General features: G+C 61.9%; 2 protein-coding genes. Both read left to right on the top strand.

Going from position 1 to position 2,013, the window contains the following annotated elements; all coding sequences use genetic code 11:
* Positions 1-109 precede the first annotated feature (109 nt).
* Positions 110-448 (top strand): chaperone NapD, encoded by a 339-nt coding sequence (locus B3187_RS06530; RefSeq protein WP_286805248.1) that lies wholly within the window; start codon positions 110-112, stop codon positions 446-448.
* Positions 445-2,013 (top strand): nitrate reductase catalytic subunit NapA (gene napA / locus B3187_RS06535; RefSeq protein WP_286805249.1); only part of this gene is annotated, 1,569 nt, incomplete at its 3' end. The genes B3187_RS06530 and napA, both read left to right, overlap by 4 nt.

The following is a 2,013-nucleotide window of genomic DNA, read 5'->3' on the forward strand; positions in this document are numbered from 1 at the left end:
CGGTTTCACCATCTGGATGTACCAGCTCCTGGCCGGGCCTCCCGGAGCGGGTTGATTCCCGCAGCGCTCTCAACGCCACCCACTTTGAACCACCACCAGGAGGCTTCTCATGGCCGTCATGCACCATGAGCCCGACCATCAACAGATACCCGTCACGACGCTGCCGGTTGAGTGGCACGTTGCCAGTGTGATCGTGCACACCCAGCCCGAGGCACTGACCACTACCGAACAGTGGCTGCGCGAGCTGCCCCAGCACTGGCCGGACGAGACCCTCAAATGCGCCGAAATACACGCCCAAAGTGATCAGGGAAAGTTGGTATTGGTGCTTGAGAGCACCGAAGCACAAGCGATTCTGGATGTGATTGACCAGACCAGCGCGCACCCCGGCGTTGTCAACGCCGCACTGGTCTACCACGAAGTGATTCCGCCGGAGGAACAACCGCAATGAATCTGACCCGCCGCCAATTCGCCAAGGCCAACGCCGCTGCGGTAGCCGCCGCGGCCATCGGTATGCCGCTGCCCGCCAGCGCCAGTAACCTGGTCACCAACCGCGAGCTGACCAACCTGAAATGGAGTAAGGCCCCCTGCCGGTTCTGTGGCACCGGCTGTGGCGTCATGGTCGCCACCCGGGACAACCGGGTCGTGGCCACCCATGGCGACGTCAAAGCCGAGGTGAACCGGGGCTTGAACTGTGTGAAGGGCTACTTTCTGTCGAAAATCCTGTACGGGCCGGACCGGTTACACAAACCGCTGCTGCGGATGCGCAACGGCCAGTACGACAAGAACGGCGACTTCCAGGAAATCTCCTGGGACCAGGCCATGGACCTGCTCGCCGACAAGTTGAAGCAGTCGATTCGCGAACATGGCCCGGAGAGCGTCGGCCTGTTTGGGTCCGGGCAGTGGACCGTCTGGGAAGCCTACGCGGCCAGCAAGCTGTTCAAGGGCGGGCTGCGCAGCAACAACCTCGACCCCAACGCGCGCCACTGCATGGCCTCGGCGGTGGGCGGCTTCATGCGCACCTTCGGCATCGACGAGCCCATGGGCTGCTATGACGACATCGAGCACGCCGATGCGTTCGTGTTGTGGGGATCGAACATGGCGGAAATGCACCCGGTGCTGTGGAGCCGGGTCACCGACCGCAAGCTCTCCTACGAGCATGTCCAGGTGGTCGCCATGTCCCCCTACGAAACCCGCAGTTTCGATCTGGCGGATCTGCCCATAATTTTCAAGCCTCACACCGACCTGATCATTCTCAACTACATCGCGAACTACCTGATCGAGAATGACAAGGTCAATCACGAGTTCGTCAACAAATACACCCGCTTTGTGAAAGGCCAGGACGATATCGGGTACGGCCTGCGCGCCGAAGATCCCCGCCAACAGCGGGCCAAAGGCGCCGACAAAGCCAACACCTGGAGCGATATCACCTTCGAGGAGTTTGCCGAATTCGTCAAACCCTACACCCTGGAACGGGCCGCCAAGGAAACCGGCGTCCCCAAGGCCCGCCTGGAACGGCTGGCAAAAATCTATGCGGACCCGGACATCAAGGTCATGTCCTGCTGGACCATGGGCTTCAACCAGCACACCCGCGGTGTCTGGGCGAACAACATGATCTACAACATTCACCTGCTGACCGGCAAAATCAGCGAGCCGGGCAACAGCCCCTTCTCGCTGACCGGCCAGCCCTCGGCCTGTGGCTCGGCTCGGGAAGTGGGCACCTTTGCCCACCGCCTGCCCGCCGACATGGTGGTCACCAACCCAAAACACCGGGCCATGACCGAGAAAATCTGGAAGCTGCCCGAGGGAACCATCCCCGACAAGGTGGGCTTCTCCGCCGTGGAGCAGAGCCGCAAGCTGAAAGACGGGGTGCTCAGGGTCTACTGGACCCAGGTGACCAACAATATCCAGGCCGGCCCGAATACCAGCCAGGAAACCTTGCCCGGATGGCGCAACCCGGACGCCTTTGTGGTGGTCTCCGATGTCTACCCCACCGTCTCGGCCCAGGCCGCCGAC

The organism is Marinimicrobium sp. UBA4209 (genome assembly GCF_002381585.1).
GTDB classification, from domain to species: Bacteria; Pseudomonadota; Gammaproteobacteria; order Pseudomonadales; family Cellvibrionaceae; genus Marinimicrobium; species Marinimicrobium koreense.

Coding starts and splice junctions, on each gene's coding strand:
- B3187_RS06530 (WP_286805248.1), top strand. CDS start 110: ATGGCCGTCATGCACCATGAGCCCGACCATCAACAGATACCCGTCACG.